Source organism: Mesorhizobium kamtschaticum (assembly GCF_056174585.1).
Map to the genome: position 1 here is coordinate 491715 of NZ_CM149691.1, position 20962 is coordinate 512676.

Here is a 20962-nt window from a genome sequence, read left to right on the forward strand (position 1 = left end):
CGCAAAGGCAGGACAGGCCCGGAAATCAAGCTTCAGGTAAACAAGGCCTTCACTCAGCGGCCTGAAGTGCCGGCCCCGCCGGAGCGTTTGCGAGGCGCTGGAGCAATCGGGAGCGCTCGCCCGCGGCCTTTTCAGCACTGGCCTGCCGGACATGGCCATAACCACGGATGAGCGCGGGGACCGAGACGAGAGCGACCGCCGCATCGGCCTTATCAGGCGTCAGCGAGTTGGCGACGAGCTCAAGATCCGCCTCATATTGTGCCAAAAGCTGCCGTTCCCTGCGCCGTTCGGCGGTGTAGCCGAACAGGTCGAAAGCAGTGCCGCGCAGGCCCTTCAGCGCCGCCAGCAGGCGAAAACCCTTCATCATCCAGGGCCCGAAGCTCGATTTCCGAGGGCTTCCGTCATTGCCGCGACGTCCCATGATCGGCGGCGCGAGGTGGAATTCGAGTTTCTCGTAGCTCTGGAACTGCTTGCCCAGCTCGGCGGCGAAGGAGCCGTCGGTATAGAGCCGCGCCACCTCGTATTCGTCCTTGATCGCCATCAGCTTGAACAGGTTCCTGGCCGCCGCCTCGGTCACGGCGGTCGAGCCGGGCACGGCCTTGGCTTCCGCGGCGCGCAGCAGCGCCAGCCTGTCGGCATAGCGCTTGCCGTAGGCGGCGTTCTGGTAGGCAGTCAGGAAGGCGACACGGCGGGCAATGATCTCGTCCAGCGTCTGCGCGACCGGGGCGGTTTGTCCCGCCTTGCCCGGCTGGGCGACGAGGCCGCGCACGAAATCCGGCTGGTGTGCCGCCCGGCGGCCCCAACGGAAGGCGGCGATGTTCATCGCCACCGCTTCGCCGTTCAATTCGATAGCCTTTTCAACAGCTTCCGCCGACAGCGGCAGGCCGCCATGCTGGAACGCAAAGCCGAGCATGAACATATTGGCGCCGAGCGAATTGCCGAACAGCGCGGTGGCGGTGCGGGTGGCATCGAAGAAATGCGCCTTGTCGTCGCCGGCGGCGGTGCGGATCGCCTTCTTCAGGCGTTCGATCGGCAACGAGAAATCCGCTGACCGGGCAAACTCGCCGGGCATGATCTCGGCGGTGTTGGCGAGGAAGATGGTGTGGCCCTCGCGCACCGCCGTCAGCACCTTCTTGGCGCCCGACACGACGAGGTCGCAGCCAAGCACGAGATCGGCCTTCCCCGCCGAAACACGGATGGCGTGGATGTCGTCCGGCGTGCGGGCAATGCGGACATGGGTGAACACCGAGCCGCCCTTCTGGGCAAGGCCAGCCATGTCGATCATGCCGCAGCCCTTGTCCTCGAGATGGGCCGCCATGCCGAGCACGGCGCCGACGGTGACGACGCCGGTGCCGCCGACACCATCAATGATCGCCGCCCAGCCTTGCTCGCCCAGCGGGAATTCGGCAGGCGTCGGCACCCCGTCGAGCGGATCGGTCTTGCCGGCCAGGCCTTCAGCCTTGCGGATCTTGGCGCCGTGCACGGTGACGAAGGACGGGCAGAAGCCGTTGACGCAGGAGAAATCCTTGTTGCAGCTCGACTGGTCGATCTTGCGCTTGCGGCCGAATTCGGTCTCGACCGGCTGGATGGAGACGCAGTTCGACTGCACGCCGCAATCGCCGCAGCCTTCGCAGACCAGTTCGTTGATGAAGACGCGCTTGTCGGGATCGGGAAAGGTGCCGCGCTTGCGGCGCCGGCGTTTTTCGGCGGCGCAGGTCTGGTCGTAGAGCAGGACCGAGACGCCCTTGACGTCGCGCAGCTCGCGCTGGACGAGATCGAGGTCGTCGCGGTGATGGATGGTGGCCCCGGCCGGAAATTCGGCCTTCCCGGCATATTTGTCCGGTTCGTCGGTGACGATGGCGATGCGGTCGACGCCCTCGGCCCGCACCTGCCTGGCGATCATATCCACCGTCAGGCCGCCCTCATGCGGCTGGCCGCCGGTCATCGCCACCGCGTCGTTGTAGAGGATCTTGTAGGTGATGTTGGCATCACTCGACAGGGCGAAGCGGATCGCCAGCGTGCCGGAATGGTTGTAGGTGCCGTCACCGAGATTCTGGAAGATGTGGCCGCGTTTCGAGAACGGCGCCTGGCCGACCCATTGCGCGCCTTCGCCGCCCATGGCGGTGAAGCCCAGCGTGTTGCGGTCCATCCAAAGCGCCATGAAATGGCAGCCGATGCCGGCGGCGGCGATGGAGCCATCCGGCACCTTGGTCGAGGAATTGTGCGGGCAACCCGAACAGAAGAAGGGCGTGCGCGAACCGATGTCGGTGGCGTCCGCCAGCATCGCCTGAAACTGGCGCAGCTTGCCTACCCGCGCCGAAATCTCCTCTGACGGACCGATGGTTTTGACGATCCTCTCGCCAAGGGCAATGGCGATCTCGTTGGGGTCGAGCGCACCCTTGGCAGGGAATAGCCAGTCGCCGCGCTCGTCCTTCTTGCCGACGATGACCGGCTGCATGGCGGTGCCGTAGAGGCTTTCGCGCAGTTGCACCTCGATCAGCGAGCGTTTCTCCTCGACGACGACGATGGTGTCGAGGCCGCGGGCAAAGTCGGCGATGTGATGCAGGTCGAGCGGCCAGGGGCAGCCGACCTTGAACAGCCGCACGCCGATGCGGTTGGCGGCCGCCTCGTCGATGCCGATATCCTCCAGCGCCTGGCGGACATCGAGATAGCTCTTGCCCAAGGTGATGATGCCGAGCTTCGGGCTGCGGCCGCCGGAATAGACGATATGGTTCAGCCCGTTGGCATGGATGAAGGCTGAGGCCGCCGCACGCTTGTACTCATGCAGCCGCTCCTCCTGGCCCAGCATGTCGATCTCGTGGCGGATGTTGAGGCCGCCCGGCGGCATGTCGAACTCCGGCACGACGATGTTGAGCCGTTCGAGCGAGGCATCGACCGAGGCCGTCGATTCGATGTTGTCCTTGACGCATTTGATCGCCGCCCAGGTGCCGGCGAAACGCGACATGGCAAAGCCGTAGAGGCCGTAGTCGATGATCTCCTGGACGCCGGCCGGGTTGAGGATCGGCACCATGGTGTCGACGAACAGGAACTCGGTGGCATGTGCGTTGGTCGAGGATTCGGCCATATGGTCGTCACCCATCAGGGCGAGCACACCGCCGTGCTTGGACGAGCCGGCGAGATTGGCGTGGCGGAAGACGTCGCCTGAACGATCGACGCCCGGACCCTTGCCGTACCAGACCGAAAAGACACCGTCATGGGTGCCCTCACCCAGCAATTCCGTCTGCTGCGACCCCCAGCAAGCGGTGGCGGCAAGCTCCTCGTTGAGGCCGGGCTGGAAGACGATGTCGGCTCCGGCAAGCTGCTTCTTCGCCTTCCACAGCTGCATGTCGAGGCCGCCGAGCGGCGAGCCGCGATAGCCGGAGACGAAACCGGCCGTGTTCAGACCAACACGGCGGTCGCGCTCGCGCTGCATCAGGAGCATGCGGATGACCGCCTGCGCGCCGGACAGGAAGATGCGCTCCTTTCCGAGGTCGAACTTGTCGTCGAGCGCGACATCATGCAGCGTCATCAGGCATTTCCTCTGCGGAGGCCGCGCGGGGGCAGGCAGCCAACGTCGGAGTCGGATGACGCATCCTTTCTCCCCTTGCAAGGCAGGTCAAACAAAATCGCAGGTGCCAGGCAACGCGAAACGAACAGTCCGCCGCCATTCCCGAACCGGTACGAAACCGACTTGCGCACGTTGCCCGACGCACGAAAATTTCAGCAGTTGCCGCTGCGCCCTAGATGGCTTTCGAGCAATCCGGCTTCGGCTCACCCGGCAACTTGCCGTCGGGATGGCCGACCAGGTCGGGATTGGCCGTGTAGAGCTGGTCGATGACCAGCGGCCGGTCGGGCAACACCGACTGATCCTCCGTCGACATCAATGTGGTGTCGATCTTCTGCAGGACCGCACCGTCGGAGCCCTTGATGCTGATGGCGATCGCATAGGGTTTGTTCTTGACGATGCAGGTCAGCGCCGGGCTTTCCAGGGTCACCTTGTCGAGTTTCGGCCAGACCTTCTGCTCGACCACCAGCGGCGCGCCGCCAGCGGGATCCTGGAAGCTGGCGACTGCGACCTGGCCCTCTCCCATCGGCTGCAAGGGCCGCAATGTCACGACATAGGTTGCCCTGGCGAGACGGTAGTTGAAGACGAATATCTTGCCGGAGATTTCGAACAGCCTGCCTTCGCTTTCCTTGCCGGTGTCGCGGCAGGCGCCGAGCGCAGCGGCAGCAATCAATGCGGCGCCGACAACGATCGGACGGGAAAACCTTTTAAGCATCTTTGACCTCATTGGCCGCCAAGCGGCGGCGGCGATAGTGACGACTTGCCTTCTGACGGTTGCCGCACACCGCCATGTCGCACCAAAGGCGGCTGGAATTGCGGCTCCTGTCGACGAACAGCCAGGTGCAGTTGGGACAGATCCTGAGCTTTGCGACGGTGTCGTCGCGCAGCAATGACAGGGCCGAAACCGCCAGCGCCGCCTCGAAGGCGATCGGTGTCGCCGGGTTCCCGAACGGCCTTCCCGCCGCACCGATCTCGGTCCGGCTGCCGGCCAGGCCCTCGGCACAGGCGCGCAGGAACTCGGGCAGGTCAGCGGTGGCGACCGCGCCTTTCGACACCGCGCCGCGAAACAGCCGGTCGGTCGTCTCGCGGATCGACAGCACGACGGGCGCGATTGCCGTGGGCGAGGATACCACCAGCCGCCTGTCGCCGAGCTCGGCGGCGCGAAAGCCGGTGGCCGCATCGGCGAAGCGGGCAATCTCGGCCGGATCATCGAAGCGGTCGAAGGTTTTCTCCGGATCGCCGCGCAGCACGACGGTGTTGGCCGTGTCGAGCGCAAGCATACCGCCGGTGAAGCGGTGTGGGGTCCAGGATACCGTCATGCCAGAAATCTAACCGATAAATCGCATTTGACAAGTTAGATTCGGCAATGCAAACCTTCACATGGGCGCGGTCACCGCAGCCTTTGTCTTGCGCATGTCGTTGTCCCAAAGCCGCCGCGCTGTTTTGATCGACATGCTCCTGGGGTTTTGCATGCTCTATTTCTTCCAGCAGGTGCTGAACGGGCTGCATTCGGGCGCGCTCTATGCGTTGCTCGCCTTCGGCTACGTGCTGACCAACGGCATCCTGCACCGCACCAACCTCGCCTATGGCGCGCTGTTCGCCTTCTGCGGCCAGGTCATGATCCTGAGCGTCGCCTTCGGCTACCAGGTGCTGTGGCTGACGCTGTTGGCGTCGGTGCTGTTCGGCGTCGTCGCGGCATTGCTCTATGCCGCGCTGATCAGCCATGTCCTGTCGCGCAGCGTCTTCGAACCGTTGGCCGACCGCACGCCCAATGCCATCGTGGTGACGACGCTGGGCATCCTGATCGTCCTGTCGGAATCAAGCCGCATCGCGGCCGATACCCATGATCTGTGGCTGCCGCCAATGCTTGCCCAACCCATCGTCTTCGCTGAAGGCGCCGGCTTCAAAGCGACGCTGACACTGATCCAGGTGCTCGACTGCGCGGTGGTGCTGGCGGCAGTCGCACTCGCCACCCGGGGGTTTGCCCGCTCGAACTTCGGCCGGTCCTGGCGCGCTGTTTCCGACGACCCACGAGCCGCGGCACTGTGCGGCGTCGATGTGCGCCGCGTGTTCCGGCATGCCGTGCTGCTCGGTGGCTTCTGCGCCGCCCTGGCCGGTGTCATGGCCAGCCTCTACTATGGCAATGTCAGCTTCGGTTCCGGCCTCGTCTACGGCCTGAAGATCCTGTTCGTGACGGCGGTCGGCGGCTATCTCTCGCCGCCACGGGCGGCCCTGGGTGCCGCCGCCTTCGGCATGGCCGAATCGCTGTGGGCCGGCTATTTCCCGGTCGAATGGCGCGATGCCTGGATGTACCTGTTCCTGGTGGCCATGCTGATCCTGATCGGCGCCGGCCGCGATACCGGCAAGGTCGTCTGAACCATCAGACTTTGGTTGCATGACGTGGGGACAGACCGCCCTTGTCCGGCCCCGCCCTTCATCCAACACCGATTTGCTGCTCCCGCCCGTGTTGACCCGTCCGGCCACGCGCGGCATACCGTTGGGCCACGCGGCGTGACGGCAGGGGGAGCCGGTGCACCGCCGATACAAGGGAGGACTGCATGGAAGGGCCGCTCGCTCTGTCGCGGGGTATCGACCGCGTCAACGAATTCATCGGCAAATCGGTATCCTGGCTGATCCTGCTGGCGGTTTTGGTGAGCGCCGGCAATGCCGTCATCCGCAAGATCTTCGACATTTCGTCGAATGCGTGGCTGGAGCTGCAATGGTATCTGTTCGGAGCCGCCTTCATGCTGGCCGCCGCCTACACGCTGAAGCAGAACGAGCATATTCGCATCGACATCGTCTACGGCCTGTTCTCACGCCGCGTGCAGCACTGGATCGACCTTCTCGGCCATGTCCTGTTCCTGATGCCGTTCGTGACGCTGATGGTGTTCTACTTCGTTCCCTACGTGTCCCTGTCGTTCCGCAGCGGCGAGATGTCCAACAATTCAGGCGGGCTGATCATCTGGCCGGCCAAAGCCATCCTGCTGGTCGGCTTTTTCCTGCTGGCGCTGCAGGGCATCTCCGAAATCATCAAGAAGATCGCCATCATGCGCGGCGACATGGACGACCCCAATCCGTTCGTGTCGGCACACGAGCAAGCCGAACTCGAAGCCAAGGCACTGGCCGACGAGGTGCGCTCATGATGGAGTTCATCGCCCAGAACATGGCGCCAATCATGTTCGCCTCGCTGATCATCTTCCTGCTGATCGGCTACCCCGTGGCCTTCTCGCTGGCCGCCAACGGCTTGATGTTCTTCTTCATCGGCGTGCTCCTCTCGCCCTATTCTGGTGGATCGATCAACCTCGCCTGGCCGCTTCTGCACGCACTGCCGGATAATTTCTACGGCAGCAGGGTGATGTCGAACGACACGCTGCTGGCCATTCCGTTCTTCACCTTCATGGGCATCGTGCTCGAACGATCGGGGATGGCTGAGGACCTGCTCGACACGATCGGCCAGCTGTTCGGGCCGATTCGCGGCGGCCTCGCCTACGCAGTGATCTTCGTCGGCGCGCTGCTGGCGGCGACCACCGGCGTGGTGGCTGCATCGGTCATCGCCATGGGGCTGATCTCGCTGCCGATCATGCTGCGCTACGGCTACGACCGCCGGCTGGCGTCCGGCGTCATCGCCGCCTCCGGTACGCTTGCCCAGATCATCCCGCCCTCGCTGGTGCTGATCGTGCTCGCCGACCAGCTTGGCCGCTCGGTCGGCGATATGTATGCCGGCGCACTGATCCCGGGCCTCGTGCTCACCGGTCTCTACGCGCTTTACATTCTCATTGTGTCGATCTTCCGGCCGAAAATGGTGCCGGCGCTGCCGCTCGAGGCACGCACGCTCGGCCACGGCGTTCTGTCGCTGCTGGTGGCATTGCTGGTCGCAGTAGCGGTTTCCTACGCAGCGTATCGCTATCTCGCGCCAACCCATGGCGACAATGCCGACATTCTCGGTGCCGCTGTAGGGGTGCTCTTCATCTACATCGTAGCGATTGCCGACAAACGCCTGAACTTCAACATGATGTCCAGGCTGGCGCAGCAGGTGGTCATCGTGCTGATCCCGCCGCTGGCACTGATCTTCCTGGTGCTTGGCACCATCTTCCTCGGCATCGCCACCCCGACCGAGGGCGGCGCCATGGGCTCCGTCGGCGCATTGATCATGGCGGCGGCAAAAGGCCGGCTGTCGCTGGACGTGATCAAGCAGGCACTGACCTCAACGACACGGCTGTCGTCCTTCGTGCTGTTCATCCTGATCGGCGCGCGGGTGTTCTCGCTCACCTTCTACGGTGTCAACGGCCACATCTGGGTCGAGCATTTGCTGACCTCGCTGCCGGGCGGCGAAGTCGGCTTCCTGATCGGCGTCAACATCCTCGTCTTCTTCCTGGCCTTCTTCCTCGACTTCTTCGAACTGGCCTTCATCATCGTGCCGCTGCTGGCGCCGGCAGCCGACAAGCTCGGCATCGACCTGATCTGGTTCGGCGTGCTGCTCGGCGTCAACATGCAGACCAGCTTCATGCACCCGCCCTTCGGCTTCGCGCTGTTCTACCTGCGTTCGGTGGCCGCCCGCGTGCCCTATCTCGACCGCCTCACCGGCAAGCAGATCGCGCCGGTGACGACCGGGCAGATCTATCGGGGGGCGGTGCCGTTCGTCCTGATCCAGGTGGTAATGATCGGACTGACCATCGCCTTCCCGCAAATGGTGATGCGCTATAAGGGCACAGTGATTGATCCGGGCACGATCGACTACAAGGTGCCGGAAGTGCCCGGCCTGTCGCCGCTCGGTACTCCGCCGGCTGGTGGCACAGTTCCTGCCAATGGTGGTGGCGCACCGGCAGCGCCCGGCACGCCGGACCTGTCGCAACCGCCGAGTTTCGGCGATTCGCCGCCGGCCAAGCCGGCGACACCGACGCCGGACCTTTCGCAGCCGCCGAGCTTCAACTGATGGGGGCAACGCCATGAAGGCAGTGCGGCTGGAGGCGGTGGGCAGCATTGCGCTGCGCGAGGTCGACAAACCTGTCCCCGGCCCGGACGAGATTCTGGTGCGTATCGAGGCCTGCGGTGTCTGCGGCACCGACCGCCACCTTTTCCATGGTGAATTCCCCTGCCGGCCACCAGTGACGCCCGGGCATGAGTTTTCGGGCATTATCGAGGCGATCGGCAACGCCGTCTCCGGCTTTGCCGTCGGCGACCGTGTCACCGGCGATCCCAACATCGCCTGCGGGCGATGTCCGCATTGCCATGCCGGCCGGGTCAATCTCTGCCGCAATCTCAATGCCATCGGCATCCATCGCGACGGCGGCTTTGCCGACTATGTCGTTCTGCCGCACAAGCAGGCCTTCATCCTGCCCGCGGACTTGCCGGCGACGCATGGCGCATTCTGCGAGCCGCTTGGCTGCTGCCTGCATGGCGTCGATCTGGCCGAGATCAGGCCTGGCAGTTCGGTGGTCGTGCTGGGCGGCGGCGTGATCGGCCTGCTTACGGTACAATTGGCGCGGCTGGCCGGCGCCACCACCATCATCCTGTCGACCAGGCAGGCTTCGCGGCGCGCGCTTGCAGAGGCGCTCGGCGCGACCGTGACGGTCGATCCCACCGCCGGCGATGTCATCGATGCCATCGCCGGACCGGCGGGCTTGATGCCGGGCGGTGCCGACGTGGTGTTCGAATGCGCCGGCGTGGCCGAGACCGTCGAGCAGTCGATGCGGCTGGCAAGGGCCGGCGGCACGGTCGTTATCGTCGGCGTGACGCCGCAAGGCTTGAAGGCGGAATTCGAGCCCTTCGACCTGTTGTTTAGGGAATTGAAGGTGGTTGGCTCGTTCCTCAATCCCTACACGCATCGCCGCGCCGCCGAACTTATCGCGTCGGGCACGATCGAGATCGACCGGCTGATCTCCAGGCAGGTGCCGCTCGAAGATGCGGCTGATGTGATCGCCAATCCGCCGGCGTCCGGCGAGGTCAAGGTGCTGGTGGTGCCAAGCCGGGCCTGAGTCAAAGGCCAATCGCGCCGGGGCCGCTTGCCGCCACCCCGCCGATCGGCTATTCAAGCCGCGCCGAAAAAGACATGACCGGTTCGGTAGTCCGGTCTCTTCTGTTTTTCGAGCATGATCTCTGGACAAACGGAAGCCGTTTGTCCGTGAAACCGGACGCCACTTTTCGGGATCATGCTCGGCGGGGGCCTGTTCGCCGCATGAACGTGCGGGAGAACCCGCGGCCGGCAAGCGAGGCGAAAGCCCGCGGGCCGGTTGGGTCATGTCCGGATTTCCTGATGCCACGGTCCCGCCGGTTCTCGGTCTGCAGTCAAGCCTGTCCGCGTTTCAACCGTGACAGGACCAAGACCATGAAACTGAACCACCTCAACCTCATCACATCAGAAGTCGCGGCTCTTGCCGGCTTCTTCACCAGCTATTTCGGCTTCGAACTCGTCGCCATGCGCGGCAGACAAGCCTTCGCGATCCTGCGCGGAGCCGACGGCTTTGCCCTCAACCTGATGACGCCAGGCAAGGGAGAACCCGCCGCTTACCCTGACGGCTTTCACGTCGGCTTCTTGGTCGACAGCCCAGACCTGGTGCACGCCAAGCAGGCCGAACTGACCGCGGCAGGCTTCACGCCGGGCAAGGTCGAGGACCTGACACGCGGCGGCTTCAACTCAAAGACCTTCTATTGCATTGCTCCGGGCGGAATTCTGGTCGAGGTCGGTTGCTCGCCGACCTGAAAAAGAAAGACCCCTGGCGTGTCGCCCGGGGTCTTTCTTGCGATGGGATGGTTTTTACAGCTTGCCGTTGCGCTGTTGGACCATCATGAAGGTGTCGTAATTGTACTCGGCCACCTGTGCCCAGAGATAGTGCTCCTTGCGGAAGCCCTTGATCGATTCCCAGATCTTCTTGAACGGCGCGTTGGAGGCTTCCATCTCGGCATAGACTTCGTTGGCCTTTTCGAAGCAGGCGGCCATGATGTCCTGGCTGAACGGACGCAGTTTGGCGCCGCCGGCGACCAGCCGCTTCACCGCCGCTGGGTTCACATAGTCGTATTTCTGCAGCATGTCGGCATCGGCGGCCTGCGCGGCGGTGCGCAGCAGCGATTTGTAAGCCGGCGAAAGCTCGTCGTATTTCGCCTTGTTGAACATCAAATGGACGGTCGGGCCGCCTTCCCACCAGCCGGGATAGTAGTAATAGGGCGCGACCTTGTAGAAGCCGAGCTTCTCGTCGTCATAGGGGCCGACCCATTCGGCGGCGTCGATCGTGCCTTTTTCCAGCGCCGGATAAATGTCGCCGCCGGCGATCTGCTGCGGCACGACGCCGAGCTTCTGCACCACCTTGCCGGCAAAGCCGCCAATGCGCATCTTGAGGCCGGAGAGATCGGCGACCGTGTTGATCTCCTTGCGGAACCAGCCGCCCATCTGCACGCCGGTGTTGCCGCCGGGCAGGCCGAAAAGACCTTGCGTGGCAAGAAACTCGTTGAACAGATCAATGCCGCCGCCATGGTAGTGCCAGGCATTCATGCCGCGCGCGTTGAGCGAAAAGGGAACCGCAGCACCCAGCGCCCATGTCGGATCCTTGCCCCAGTAATAATATGCCACCGTATGGCAGGCCTCGACCGTGCCGGCCGTGGTGGCGTCCGCGGCCTGCAGGCCGGGCACGAGTTCGCCGGCGGCAAAGACCTGGATCTGGAAATTGCCGTCGGTGGCTTCCGACAGCATCTTGGAGAACACTTCGGCACCGCCATAGATGGTGTCGAGCGATTTCGGGAAGGACGACGCCAGCCGCCATGTCACCTTGGGATTGGATTGGGCGATTGCCGGAGCGGCGAGCGTTGCCGCCGCTGCGGCGGCGCCGACGCCGGTCACGCCGGCCTTGCGAATGAATGAACGACGATCCATGCAATTCCTCCCTTTTGGATCAACAGACCGATTTTCGGGAAATCCTCGGCTCCCCGCATCGGTTGGCCGAAACAATACACGGGCAAGAGGTCTAGTCCAGCACGGCGGCCGGATTTGGTAACCAAGCCATGCGACCCTGCAACTATAGTCTAACAGGGGATTTCGTGGCCTATGCGACACGCTGAAACTTGGCATGGAAAAATGCCTGGAGATCGCCTATTTTGAAGGCAGGACATCCTTTGCCCGATGGAAAACAGACCCAAAATGCACCAACCGCTCGTCGCCATATCAACCGACGTCCGTCAGTTCGACAACTACACCTGGCATGCCGCCCCGCAGCAATATCTGGAAGCAGCGATCACCGGCGCCGGCGTGTTCCCGCTGCTGGTGCCATCGTTCGGCGACAGGCTCGACTTCGACGAACTTCTGTCCTCGGTCGACGGTGTCATGGTCACCGGGTCGAAATCCAACGTGCATCCCTCGCTCTATGGTGGCGATGCCAGCGAAGCCAACGGTCCCTATGACCCGGCGCGTGACGCCACGACGCTGCCGCTGATCCGCCGGGCGATCGAACGCGGCGTGCCGCTGCTCGCCATTTGCCGTGGTATCCAGGAGCTGAACGTCGCGCTTGGCGGCACGCTGGGCACCGAGATCCAGGAGCGCGAGGGTTCGCTCGACCACCGCGCACCGGTGAGCGACCAGCAGGACGAACGCTTCGCCATCCACCAGACGATTTCGATCAAGCCAGGCAGCTGCCTGGCCGGCGTGTTCGGTGCCGGTGACATCAAGGTCAATTCCTTGCATCGCCAGGCGATCGACCGGCTGGGGTCGAAGCTCGAGATCGAGGCAGTTGCCACGGACGGCACGGTCGAAGCGGTTTCGGTCAAGGGCGCCCGCGCCTTTGCCGTCGGCGTTCAGTGGCATCCGGAATACTGGGTCAAATCGGACAGCAACTCGGTCAAGATTTTTCGCGCCTTCGGCGATGCCGTGCGCCTGCACGCGGTGGCAAAGGCTGGCTCGCGGGCTGCTGCGGAATAGTCAGTCGTCAGTCTTCCGATCGCTCGCCAGTGACAGCAACGGCGTGGCCGGGGCGTAGGACTCGTAGCCATCTCCGTCGGCAACGCTGAAGGTGACAATCGGATCGACGCCGTTGGTGCTGAAGGCGACGGTGCCGTCATTCTGTTCACGCCAAAACTTTGCCCGTTCTATGCCAGGCAGCAGGCGACGGCATGTCGGAGCAACGGTAAGCAGGGACAAGCCATCCGAAATTTCGGCCCCGCGGCTGACCGCGCAGGCTGCCTCATCGCCATTGGCGACCAGCCTGTAGGTGTTGGACGGCGCGGCCTCATTGGCAACGCTTTCCCCATTGCCGTCATGAAACAGTTGAACGCCGCCAAACAGGGCGGCGGCTGCGATCAATGCGGAAAGCACTTTCATCATTCTTCATCCATGCACTCGGACAGGATGAAGAATGATTTCAAAGGGTTAAGCTGGCGTTAATAAATGTGGCAAACTGCCACTCAGCCGGGCGCTTTCACATGCGCCGTCTCCGGCACCGGTGTCAGCGGCCGACGCCCGCTGAACCACGACACCAGATTGTCGACGCAGAGATCGGCCATGGCGCGGCGCGTGTGCTCCGAGGCCGAGCCGACATGCGGCAACAGCGACGTGTTGGGCGCATCGAGCAGCGCCTTGGGCACGTTCGGTTCGTCGGCGAAGACATCGAGCCCGGCGGCGGCGATGGTGCCGTCGGCAAGCGCTGCCGCCAGTGCGGCCTCGTCGACCGTGCTGCCGCGGCCGATATGACGAAGACGCCGTTGGCGCCGAGCGCCGACAGGATCTCGGCATTGACCGCCTTCTGCGTCGAAGCCCCACCAGGCGCCACTGAAATCAGCGTATCGACCGCTTCGGCCAGGTCCTTCAGCGTCGGGTGGTACTGGTAGGAAAGGCCTTCGACGCGGCGCCGGTTGTGGTAGGCGACCGGCAGGCCGAACGCCTCAAGCCGCCGGGCAATGGCTTGCCCGATGCGGCCCATGCCGAAAATCCCGACGCGACGGGCGCGCAAGGTCAGCCGGCTCAGCGGATAGTTGCCCTTGCGCAGCCAGCTGCCGTCACGCAGCCAGTTTTCCGCGCGCGGCAGGTCACGGATCGTGTTGATCAGCAGCCCGATCGCGGTGTCGGCGACCTCCTCGGTCAGCACGTCGGGCGTGTTGGTGACCATAATGTTTTTCGCCGCCGCATGGCCGACATCGACAGAGTCATACCCGACGCCGAAGGAGGCGATGAGTTCGAGATTGGGCAAGGCATCCATCATCGCGGCGCTGATGCCGGCAAAGGAGGCAATGCCGCGCACCGTGCGGCGCATCTCGTCGGTGACCAGCACCGGATCGGCGCGTTCGATCCTGACCTGGTTGAAGGTCCGGTCGATACGCCTGACGGCATGGTCGCTGAAGTCGGCCGGCACCAGAATGGCGACGGCTTGCAGCTGTTCGGCCTTGGTCATGCACGCTCCACCGGCTTGCCGGTCGACTGGCGCACATGCAGTTCCGGCTTGATCAATTCCTGCGAGGGCCGCACCGTCTGCCCGTTGAGCTTGTCGAGCAGCGCGCTGGCGGCACGGCGGCCGACCTCGCGCTGGCCGTTCCAGACGGTGGTCAGCGCCGGCGTGGCGATCGCCGCCTCTTCGAGATCGTCATAGCCGGTGACGGAAATGTCGATGCCCGGCACCAGGCCGGCACGGGCAATGCCGTTCATCAGGCCGATGGCAACAAGGTCGTTCCAGCAACAGGCGGCGGTCGGCTTGTCCTTCAGCGCCAGGAACTGCCCGGCGGCCTCGAAGCCGGCCTGCTTGGTGCGCGGGCCGGCGATGCGCCAGGACGGCCTGACCTCCAGGCCGGCCGCCTCCATGGCATTGACATAGCCCTGATAGCGGTCGCGGCCAGTCGAGGTCTGGTCGGTGCCGCCGATCATGGCGATGCGCTTGTGGCCGAGAGAGATCAGATGGTTGGTGGCGAGGCCTGTTCCATAAGAGTCGTCGCCGCGAAACACCGGCACGTCGGCGCCCTCGACGGTCCGGGCGATCAGCACCGCCGGCAGGCCGTTTTCCTCGGCCATCAGAATGTCGGAAGCCGGGGTGCCGATGGCCGGCGACATGATGACGCCGTCGGCGCCGAGCTGAAGCAGCGTATCGATGAAGGTGCGCTGTTTTTCGAGCTGGTCGTAGTGGTTGGACAGGATGAAGGTCTGCCGGCTGCGGTCGAGCTCGCTCTCGATCGAACGCAGGATCTCGGCGAAGAACGGGTTCATGATGTCGTGCACGACGACACCGACAATGCCCGAACGCGAAGTGCGCAGGCTGGCGGCGCGGCGGTTGTAGATGTAGCCGATGGCGCGCGCATGTTCCTTGATGCGGTCGCGCGTCGAGCCCGCAACCAGCGGGCTGTCGCGCAGCGCCAGCGACACGGTGGCCGTGGACACGCCGAGTGCATCGGCGATCGTCGAAAGCTTGATTTTTTGTGCCAGCGCTTTGCGCTCCCCGAACGACCTGAATTCCGACCTAAACTGTTTAAAGGCGGCGTTATGCCACCGATCGGGGGCAAATCAAAGTTTTTTTGCCAGCGCCTCGGCCTCGACATCGGAGGCCGCGCGGCTCTGCAGCCGAAGCCGGTGCTCGCGGTGGACGATATAGAGGCCGCTGGCAACGATGATGGCGGCGCCGACCAGCGTCCAGCGGTCGGGGAACTGCTTGAAGACGATCCAGCCGGAAATGATCATCCACACCATCTGTGAATAGGGATAGGGCGCCAACGCCGTGGTCGTCGCCAGCCGATAGGCCTGCACCAGCAGCCAGTGCCCGACACCGCCGAACACGCCAAGCATGAGCAGCACGAACCAGTGCCAGCCATCATGCGGCAGCGAGAAGGAAAACGGCAGCATGGGCAAAAGCAGCACCACCGGCGCCAGCGCCGAGAACAGGATCAGGCTTTCCGACGTCTCGGTCGACGCCATGCGTCGTGTCATGATGACATAGAAACAGTTCGACAGCATCGAGCCGAGTGCGAAGAGATGCCCGATGCCGAAAACACCGACGCCTGGCCTTGTGATGATCAGAACCCCGACGAAGGCGGCCAAGATGGCCAGCCAGCGTCGCCAGCCAGCCCATTCGCCGAGCAGCGGGCCGGCAAGTGCCGTGATCACCATCGGTCCGAAGAAATAGATCGAGGTGGTCTCGGCCAGTTGCAGGGAGCGCAGGGCCAGGACGTTGCCCATGGTCGAGCCGAACAGGAACACACCGCGCAGCACATGCGCCGGCAGGTTGACCGGGCGAAACCGCACCGGCTGGCGCCAGCCGCGCAGCAGCGTGCCGACCAGCACGACATGCACGGCAAAGCGCACCCAGGCGACGATCAGCGCGGAAACGCCGGCGAGGACAAGATATTTGCTTGAGGTGTCGAGGAAGGTGAAGAAGACGTAGGTGGTCAGCATGCACAGGATCGCCACCGGCGGCGTCGCGCTTTCTAGATATTTTTGGGAAGCATTCACTTGCAGGCCGGGGAAAAGCTGGGCTGAAGCCCACCTTTGCGGGAATTGTCGCTTGCCGGCAAGCCAAAAGCGTCTGGCACAACAAGACGCGCCGGCAGGCTTAGCCAGCCCTCGTCTCGCATGATGGCCCAAACCGCTGCCCCCCGCTCGGGCCAAGCGTGAGAACAGGCTACATGCATTGTCTCTGCTGTTGATCGACGTCGTAAGCATGCTGCCTTGACGACATGCGGCTTTCCGCCTAGCTCTGACGCCATGATCGCAATGGCTTTGATCGTCGTAAGGGAGCGCATGGGCAGGATGGTGTAACCATCCGGCGGAAGCACCCATGCGCGGTAAGCAGGCTCCTGACGGGGCCTTTTTTTATGCCCTGAACTTGGGCCACCTCGTCAGACCCTCACTTCAATCCCACCGACACGGCGAGCGAGATCATGACAAGCGATACCCCCATCCGGAGTCCGGGCACAGGCATATCAGGCAGAGCGATGGTCTCCGAACCCGCTGCTCCACCCCGACTGATTACCCTTATCCTGCTTTCGGCTCTTGCCGTGTTGCCGGTGAACATGATTTTGCCGTCGCTGCCGAACATTGCCGCAACGTTCCAGGCTGATTTCGCATTGGTCAATCTGTCGGTTGCCGGCTTTGCGATCATCACCGCCGTCATCGAGGCGATTGGAGGCACACTGTCGGACCGATTTGGACGCAGGCCGGTCGTCTTGATATCTCTCTCGATCTTCGTCATCGCGTCCATCGGCTGCGCTCTGGCTCCCAATATCGGCATTTTCCTGCTGTTTCGCGCGATGCAGGCGTGCATCGGCCCCTGCTATTCCGTCGCTCTGGTCATCATCAAGGAGACATCGGATGAGCGCGAAACTGCCAGCAAATTTGGCTATCTCGCCATGGGGTGGGCACTCGCGCCCATGGTCGGTCCTCTGTTTGGCGGGTCACTGGACGAACTGTTCGGATGGCGGTCAAGCTTCGTTGTTTTCGCGATCCTCGGTATCGCCGCCTATGCCCTATCGATGCGCGAGATCAGAAGACCCCCATTGTCGAGAGCGCACAGGAACTACCTTGCCTCCTACAGGCTGCTCCTGAGTTCGACGCGGTTTTGGGCCTACACGCTGTGCATGGCCGCCTCGATGGGGGTGCTTTACGTATTCCTGGGCGGAGCCCCATTGGTCGTCGGTGACGCGCTCGGTGGATCAAGCGCGAAGCTCGGCTTCTACATGGGACTGGTCCCTACCGGCTTCATTCTCGGCAGCTATCTGGCCGGGCGTTACGCCTCGAAGACCTCGCTCGGCGCCGTACTTGTTTTTGCGCGCCTCCTGACCTGCGCCGGCCTGTTGGCCGGTCTGGTCCTGTCAAGCCTGGGCATCAGGCACGTCCTGGTCTTCTTTGCACCTTGCGTGTTCATCGGCATCGGTAATGGATTGACCATGCCTGCCGCCAACAGCGGCGCCTTGTCGGTACGACCGGATCTGGTTGGCACCGCCGCAGGACTGACCGCCGCAATGCGGATCGGCGGCGGGGCACTCATAGCCTCCATCGCCGGCCTGTTCCTGGCAGAGTCGATCCCGGCGCTGTTCGTCATGATGCTGATATCGGCGACACTCGCATTGTTGGCGGCGCTGTATGCCGCCCGTCTTGATCGGCGGCAGCCTGCCGACTGAGTATCCCTAGGCCTGCATTCGGGCGCCCTTGGTGATCTTGTCGACGAGCTTCTTCTCGGCACGCAGGGCGATGCCGACCACCTTGGCGTCATCTGGCGCGAACTCGGCGAAGACGGCGCGATTGGCGGCGTCGAAGCCGGTGGAAAACATCTCCTCGACATAGAGCGAGGTCGTCACGCCGCGCTCCAGCGCGCGCCGGTGGATGGTGGCGAGCGTCGCCTGGTCGGCCGAGAGTACGATGACCGGCTGGATCGACAGCGGATTGTAGAGATTGCCGGCGCGATCGCGGTAGGGCTCGCCGATGATGTCGGGAAACTGCGCGACGATGCCGCTGGTCAGGAAGGCAGTAACGTTGAGCTTCTGCCAGACGGGCAGATCTTCCCGCAGAACGATTGCAAATTTCGTATCGAACATGAGAAAATGGACCATTCGAGGTTGTGCCCCGATGTCGGGGCTGAAGGAGACGATGTCGCACGATCTAGGCAGCCAGGCCTTCGAGGGTCTTGGACGTTTGTGCGCCGATGCGGCTGAAAACTGCATCATCTCGGCTCCCGATCCTGCGGGCATGGAGCGGATCGAGGCGCGCTTCCACGGCAGCGCCTTCGATCTGCATCGCCACGATACCTATGCCATCGGGGTGACGCTGCAGGGCGTGCAGACCTTTCGCTATCGCGGCGCGACGCGGCTAAGCCTGCCCGGCCAGATCATCGTGCTGCATCCCGACGAATTGCATGATGGCGGCGCCGGCACCGAGGACGGGTTGCGCTACAGGATGCTCTATCTCGAGCCGTCGCTGATGCTGGACTGCCTTGGCGGCGCTTCGTTGCCCTTCGTCAGGGATGCCGTGGTGAGGGACGACGCTTTCTGCACCACGCTGCTTTCAGCGCTGGGGCCGCTGCAGCAGGAACTCGACGAACTGTTCGTCGACGACTTCCTGGCGCTGCTGATGCAAAGCTTGGCGCGGCATGCCGGCCAGCCGGCGAAGCCGATGGCCAGGACGGCATGGCGGGCGGCGGCGCTGGCGCGTGACTATCTGACAGAGAACGCAATGCGCCCCGTGCGCTCCGGCGAGCTGGAAGCCATCACCGGGCTTGACCGCTATGCCTTGTCGCGGCATTTCCGCGCTGCGTTCTCGACCAGCCCGCATCGTTTCCTGGTAATGCGCCGGCTTCAACGCGCGCGGCGGATGATCACCGCCGGCGAACCGCTGGCGCAGATCGCTGTCGAGGCCGGCTTCACCGACCAGAGCCACTTCAACAGGCAATTCAAGAAGGCGTTCGGCATGACGCCGGGACGCTGGTCGTCGCTGATCCATGGATCTGCCGCGGCTGCGGCCGCCTGATCGCCCTGATCGTTGCGATCAGTCGTCCGACTCGGCGTCGTCGTCCATCAACACCAGTTCCTCATTGGAGAGGTTGGCCTCGATGCGGGCGAGCAGCTTGAACAGCGCCTTCTGATCCTTCTTGTCGAGGCCCTTAAGCGCCTGCTTTTCGGTCTTCTTCACCGACTTCTCGATGGCGCGGATGGTTTCGCGGCCAGTCTCGGTGAGGAAGATATGCGCCTGGCGGGCATCGGACTCGGAGGCGCGCTTTTCCAGAAAACCCTGCGCCTGCAGCCGGTTGATGGTCTTGGTGATGGTCGGCGGGCGCACGCCGAGGCGACCGGCAAGATTGCCCGGTGTCTGGCCGTCCTCGCGATCGAGCGCCAGCATGATCTGGTCCTGGCCGGCATAGAAGCCGTGCGCCAGAAGCCGGGCCGCCAGCGCGGTTCTTGCCAGCCTTGCCGCCGAATGCAGCCGGCTCATTGTTGCAGTCTTGTCCGCCTTGGCCATGGTCATCCCTCTTCGGCCGTACCGGTGCGTGCAGCATAGACGCAGCCGGCCGGTTGGCAATCGACGATCGAAAAGATTCCGGCGCTCCAAACAGCTTTGCCGGCAAGCATTGTGGTGTCCGCCGTGGTGATGCCAGATGTTTATTTCAGTTAGATGACAAACGAGTTTCCGAAGCGCCGGATTCACAGCGACCTCGTCGCAGGCACGGTCTGACGATCGGCGGCCCCGGACAACACACTCTCTTTATCGTCTCGTCGCCGAAGAGGCGACCCTTCCCGCCGACGATAACCACAAGACAAGCCAAACCGGCCGCTTTGGACCATTGGTTTGCCCCGTGCAAAAGCCCGGCACACATCCTATATGGAGCCGACAATCCCTTTTCGCGGCCTGGATTTTCAAGGCCCGGTCATTTTCGAGGCAAGCCATGAGCGACGCACAGACGCAGATTCCCGTAACCGTTCTCACCGGCTATCTCGGTGCCGGCAAGACGACGCTGCTCAACCGCATCCTGTCCGAGAACCACGGCAAGCGTTACGCCGTCATCGTCAACGAATTCGGCGAAATCGGCATCGACAACGACCTGATCGTGGAATCCGACGAGGAAATCTACGAGATGAACAATGGCTGCGTCTGCTGCACGGTGCGCGGCGACCTGATCCGCGTCGTCGAAGGCCTGATGCGCCGGCCCGGCCGCTTCGACGCCATCGTCGTCGAAACCACCGGGCTCGCCGATCCGGTGCCGGTGGCGCAGACCTTCTTCATGGATGACGACGTGCGCTCCAAGACCAGGCTCGATGCGGTGGTGGCGCTGGTCGACGCCAAGCACCTGCCGCTCAGGCTCAAGGATTCCAAGGAAGCCGAAGACCAGATCGCCTTCGCCGACGTCGTCGTGCTCAACAAGACCGATCTGGTCACCCCCGAAGAGCTGGCCAAGGTCGAGGCGACGATCCGCGCCATCAATCCGGCGGCCAGGATCCACCGCACGACGCGCGCTGGTGTTGCCCTGTCTGAAGTGCTCGACCGCGGCGCCTTCGACCTGTCGCGGGCGCTGGAAAACGACCCGCATTTCCTCGAGGCACATGACGACCACGATCATCATGACCACGACCATGATGGCCACGACCACCATGAACATGACGGGCATGATCATCATCACCACGACCATGCGCATCCTTCCGACATCCATGACGTGACAGTGCAGTCGGTGTCGCTGCGCGGCGGCGAGATGGATTCGAAAAAATTCTTCCCGTGGATCGAGAAGATCACCCAGATGGAAGGCCCCAACATCCTGCGGCTGAAGGGCATCATCGCGCTCAAGGGCGACGATGAACGCTATGTCATCCAGGGCGTGCACATGATCATCGAGGGCGACCACCAGCGCGCCTGGAAGGACGGCGAGAAGCATGAGAGCCGGCTGGTGTTCATCGGCCGCGAACTCGACGCCGAGCGGCTGAAGAAGAGTTTCGACGCCTGCCAGGCGGCTTGATTTCCAA

The 20962-nt window shown here is 63.5% G+C and carries 18 protein-coding genes and 1 pseudogene; 9 read left to right on the forward strand and 10 right to left on the reverse strand.

What is annotated here, in order from left to right; all coding sequences use genetic code 11:
• Positions 1-49: 49 nt before the first annotated feature.
• From AC0V7N_RS02330 to AC0V7N_RS02340, 3 genes are all read right to left on the reverse strand, one after another.
• The gene (locus tag AC0V7N_RS02330; protein WP_475454342.1) at positions 50-3529 is read right to left on the reverse strand and encodes an indolepyruvate ferredoxin oxidoreductase family protein; all 3480 of its coding nucleotides are present in this window, start codon (positions 3527-3529) and stop codon (positions 50-52) included.
• 211 nt (positions 3530-3740) lie between these two features.
• Positions 3741-4292, reverse strand: coding sequence for a hypothetical protein (locus AC0V7N_RS02335; protein ID WP_475454344.1), 552 nt, complete (start codon positions 4290-4292; stop codon positions 3741-3743).
• Positions 4273-4884 (reverse strand): CGNR zinc finger domain-containing protein, encoded by a 612-nt coding sequence (locus tag AC0V7N_RS02340; protein WP_475454346.1) that lies wholly within the window; start codon positions 4882-4884, stop codon positions 4273-4275. Before AC0V7N_RS02340 ends, AC0V7N_RS02335 begins: the two co-directional genes overlap by 20 nt.
• 151 nt (positions 4885-5035) lie before the next feature.
• Here AC0V7N_RS02340 and AC0V7N_RS02345 point away from each other — a divergent pair, with 151 nt between their 5' ends.
• From AC0V7N_RS02345 to AC0V7N_RS02365, 5 genes are all read left to right on the forward strand, one after another.
• Complete coding sequence (locus AC0V7N_RS02345; protein ID WP_475454348.1) at positions 5036-5941, forward strand: branched-chain amino acid ABC transporter permease; 906 nt, start codon at positions 5036-5038, stop codon at positions 5939-5941.
• Between the two features lie 182 nt (positions 5942-6123).
• On the forward strand, positions 6124-6708 hold the full coding sequence (locus tag AC0V7N_RS02350; RefSeq protein ID WP_475454350.1) for a TRAP transporter small permease subunit: 585 nt from the start codon (positions 6124-6126) through the stop codon (positions 6706-6708).
• Entirely contained in the window at positions 6705-8498 is a 1794-nt protein-coding gene (locus tag AC0V7N_RS02355) for a TRAP transporter large permease subunit (protein ID WP_496627685.1), read from the forward strand. Before AC0V7N_RS02350 ends, AC0V7N_RS02355 begins: the two co-directional genes overlap by 4 nt.
• 13 nt (positions 8499-8511) lie before the next feature.
• Positions 8512-9540 (forward strand): zinc-dependent alcohol dehydrogenase family protein, encoded by a 1029-nt coding sequence (locus AC0V7N_RS02360; RefSeq protein ID WP_475454354.1) that lies wholly within the window; start codon positions 8512-8514, stop codon positions 9538-9540.
• Positions 9541-9890: 350 nt separating this feature from the next.
• Entirely contained in the window at positions 9891-10265 is a 375-nt protein-coding gene (locus tag AC0V7N_RS02365; RefSeq protein WP_475454356.1) for a VOC family protein, read from the forward strand.
• A 54-nt stretch (positions 10266-10319) separates the two neighbouring features.
• On the opposite strand, the gene AC0V7N_RS02370 is transcribed toward AC0V7N_RS02365, so the two are convergent.
• Positions 10320-11429, reverse strand: coding sequence for a TRAP transporter substrate-binding protein (locus tag AC0V7N_RS02370; RefSeq protein WP_027040577.1), 1110 nt, complete (start codon positions 11427-11429; stop codon positions 10320-10322).
• Positions 11430-11693: 264 nt separating this feature from the next.
• Between AC0V7N_RS02370 and AC0V7N_RS02375 the strand changes: the two genes are divergently transcribed.
• Complete coding sequence (locus AC0V7N_RS02375; protein WP_475454358.1) at positions 11694-12467, forward strand: gamma-glutamyl-gamma-aminobutyrate hydrolase family protein; 774 nt, start codon at positions 11694-11696, stop codon at positions 12465-12467.
• Here AC0V7N_RS02375 and AC0V7N_RS02380 read toward each other — a convergent pair whose 3' ends face one another.
• The 4 genes and pseudogenes from AC0V7N_RS02380 to AC0V7N_RS02395 form a co-directional block, all read right to left on the reverse strand.
• On the reverse strand, positions 12468-12866 hold the full coding sequence (locus tag AC0V7N_RS02380) for a hypothetical protein (RefSeq protein ID WP_475454360.1): 399 nt from the start codon (positions 12864-12866) through the stop codon (positions 12468-12470).
• An 83-nt stretch (positions 12867-12949) separates the two neighbouring features.
• A pseudogene (locus AC0V7N_RS02385) lies at positions 12950-13932 on the reverse strand (2-hydroxyacid dehydrogenase).
• Positions 13929-14951, reverse strand: coding sequence for a LacI family DNA-binding transcriptional regulator (locus tag AC0V7N_RS02390; protein ID WP_081850252.1), 1023 nt, complete (start codon positions 14949-14951; stop codon positions 13929-13931). Before AC0V7N_RS02390 ends, AC0V7N_RS02385 begins: the two are co-directional and overlap by 4 nt.
• Before the next feature lie 78 nt (positions 14952-15029).
• A complete protein-coding gene (locus AC0V7N_RS02395) occupies positions 15030-15914 on the reverse strand; it encodes a DMT family transporter (protein ID WP_475454364.1) in 885 nt (294 codons plus the stop codon).
• 539 nt (positions 15915-16453) lie between these two features.
• Between AC0V7N_RS02395 and AC0V7N_RS02400 the strand changes: the two genes are divergently transcribed.
• Positions 16454-17638: a multidrug effflux MFS transporter gene (locus AC0V7N_RS02400; RefSeq protein WP_475454366.1), complete on the forward strand. Its 1185-nt coding sequence runs from the start codon at positions 16454-16456 to the stop codon at positions 17636-17638.
• 6 nt (positions 17639-17644) lie between these two features.
• On the opposite strand, the gene AC0V7N_RS02405 is transcribed toward AC0V7N_RS02400, so the two are convergent.
• On the reverse strand, positions 17645-18052 hold the full coding sequence (locus AC0V7N_RS02405; protein WP_475460175.1) for a DUF2000 family protein: 408 nt from the start codon (positions 18050-18052) through the stop codon (positions 17645-17647).
• A 52-nt stretch (positions 18053-18104) separates the two neighbouring features.
• Between AC0V7N_RS02405 and AC0V7N_RS02410 the strand changes: the two genes are divergently transcribed.
• Complete coding sequence (locus AC0V7N_RS02410) at positions 18105-18980, forward strand: AraC family transcriptional regulator (RefSeq protein ID WP_475454368.1); 876 nt, start codon at positions 18105-18107, stop codon at positions 18978-18980.
• Positions 18981-18998: 18 nt separating this feature from the next.
• Here AC0V7N_RS02410 and AC0V7N_RS02415 read toward each other — a convergent pair whose 3' ends face one another.
• On the reverse strand, positions 18999-19469 hold the full coding sequence (locus AC0V7N_RS02415; protein ID WP_027040586.1) for a MarR family winged helix-turn-helix transcriptional regulator: 471 nt from the start codon (positions 19467-19469) through the stop codon (positions 18999-19001).
• 424 nt (positions 19470-19893) lie between these two features.
• Between AC0V7N_RS02415 and AC0V7N_RS02420 the strand changes: the two genes are divergently transcribed.
• The gene (locus AC0V7N_RS02420) at positions 19894-20955 is read left to right on the forward strand and encodes a CobW family GTP-binding protein (RefSeq protein WP_475454370.1); all 1062 of its coding nucleotides are present in this window, start codon (positions 19894-19896) and stop codon (positions 20953-20955) included.
• Positions 20956-20962: the final 7 nt, after the last annotated feature.

Bases quoted from the DNA above. Each gene is read 5' to 3' on its own strand.
- AC0V7N_RS02330 (WP_475454342.1), bottom strand. From the start codon at position 3,529: ATGACGCTGCATGATGTCGCGCTCGACGACAAGTTCGACCTCGGAAAG.
- AC0V7N_RS02335 (WP_475454344.1), bottom strand. From the start codon at position 4,292: ATGAGGTCAAAGATGCTTAAAAGGTTTTCCCGTCCGATCGTTGTCGGC.
- AC0V7N_RS02340 (WP_475454346.1), bottom strand. From the start codon at position 4,884: ATGACGGTATCCTGGACCCCACACCGCTTCACCGGCGGTATGCTTGCG.
- AC0V7N_RS02345 (WP_475454348.1), top strand. From the start codon at position 5,036: ATGCTCTATTTCTTCCAGCAGGTGCTGAACGGGCTGCATTCGGGCGCG.
- AC0V7N_RS02350 (WP_475454350.1), top strand. From the start codon at position 6,124: ATGGAAGGGCCGCTCGCTCTGTCGCGGGGTATCGACCGCGTCAACGAA.
- AC0V7N_RS02355 (WP_496627685.1), top strand. From the start codon at position 6,705: ATGATGGAGTTCATCGCCCAGAACATGGCGCCAATCATGTTCGCCTCG.
- AC0V7N_RS02360 (WP_475454354.1), top strand. From the start codon at position 8,512: ATGAAGGCAGTGCGGCTGGAGGCGGTGGGCAGCATTGCGCTGCGCGAG.
- AC0V7N_RS02365 (WP_475454356.1), top strand. From the start codon at position 9,891: ATGAAACTGAACCACCTCAACCTCATCACATCAGAAGTCGCGGCTCTT.
- AC0V7N_RS02370 (WP_027040577.1), bottom strand. From the start codon at position 11,429: ATGGATCGTCGTTCATTCATTCGCAAGGCCGGCGTGACCGGCGTCGGC.
- AC0V7N_RS02375 (WP_475454358.1), top strand. From the start codon at position 11,694: ATGCACCAACCGCTCGTCGCCATATCAACCGACGTCCGTCAGTTCGAC.
- AC0V7N_RS02380 (WP_475454360.1), bottom strand. From the start codon at position 12,866: ATGAAAGTGCTTTCCGCATTGATCGCAGCCGCCGCCCTGTTTGGCGGC.
- AC0V7N_RS02395 (WP_475454364.1), bottom strand. From the start codon at position 15,914: ATGCTGACCACCTACGTCTTCTTCACCTTCCTCGACACCTCAAGCAAA.
- AC0V7N_RS02400 (WP_475454366.1), top strand. From the start codon at position 16,454: ATGGTCTCCGAACCCGCTGCTCCACCCCGACTGATTACCCTTATCCTG.
- AC0V7N_RS02405 (WP_475460175.1), bottom strand. From the start codon at position 18,052: ATGTTCGATACGAAATTTGCAATCGTTCTGCGGGAAGATCTGCCCGTC.
- AC0V7N_RS02410 (WP_475454368.1), top strand. From the start codon at position 18,105: ATGTCGCACGATCTAGGCAGCCAGGCCTTCGAGGGTCTTGGACGTTTG.
- AC0V7N_RS02415 (WP_027040586.1), bottom strand. From the start codon at position 19,469: ATGGCCAAGGCGGACAAGACTGCAACAATGAGCCGGCTGCATTCGGCG.
- AC0V7N_RS02420 (WP_475454370.1), top strand. From the start codon at position 19,894: ATGAGCGACGCACAGACGCAGATTCCCGTAACCGTTCTCACCGGCTAT.